Origin of the sequence: Umezawaea beigongshangensis (assembly GCF_016464305.1) — a bacterium.
In the GTDB taxonomy this organism is placed as follows: Bacteria; Actinomycetota; Actinomycetes; order Mycobacteriales; family Pseudonocardiaceae; genus Umezawaea_A; species Umezawaea_A beigongshangensis.
In genome coordinates this window covers 1-584 of the sequence record NZ_JAEIOJ010000044.1, presented here as the reverse complement: position 1 = coordinate 584, position 584 = coordinate 1, and the positions used below count along the sequence as shown (strand labels likewise).

General features: G+C 67.6%; 1 protein-coding gene. It reads right to left on the bottom strand.

All coding sequences use genetic code 11. The features are described from left to right. Window positions 1-584: AMP-binding protein (locus tag IMZ35_RS30260; RefSeq protein ID WP_199444630.1), on the bottom strand; the 584-nt coding region annotated here is incomplete at both ends.

Sequence of the window (584 nt, the reverse complement as noted above, 5' to 3'; positions counted from 1 at the left end):
GGAGCCAGCACCACCGTCCCACCCACCGACAGCGGGGCGAAGATCTCGAACACCGACAGGTCGAACGACACCGACGTCGCCGCCAGCACCCGATCCAACTCACCACCGGCGAACACCCGACCCGCCCACGACACCATCGCCACCACCTGACGGTGCTCGATCACCACACCCTTCGGCCGACCCGTCGACCCCGACGTGTAGATCACATAAGCAACATCAGCAGCACCCACATCAACCGACACGCGCTCCGCGGACTCGCCCAGCAGGACCTCGTCACCGGAGAGCACGACCTTCGCCCGCGAGTCCTCCACCATGAACGACACCCGCTCGGCCGGATAACCGGGATCGATCGGCACATAACCCGCACCCGACTTCAACACCCCCAGCAGCACCACCACCAGATCCGCGGTCCGCGACATGCGCACACCGACCAGATCACCCCGCCCCACACCCACACCCCGCAGATGCGACGCGACCCGGTTCGCCGCCACCTCCAACTCCCCGTACGTCAACACCCCGTCCACCGCACGCACCGCCACCGCACCCGGCGACCGATCCACCTGCCCCTCCACCAACCGGTGCAG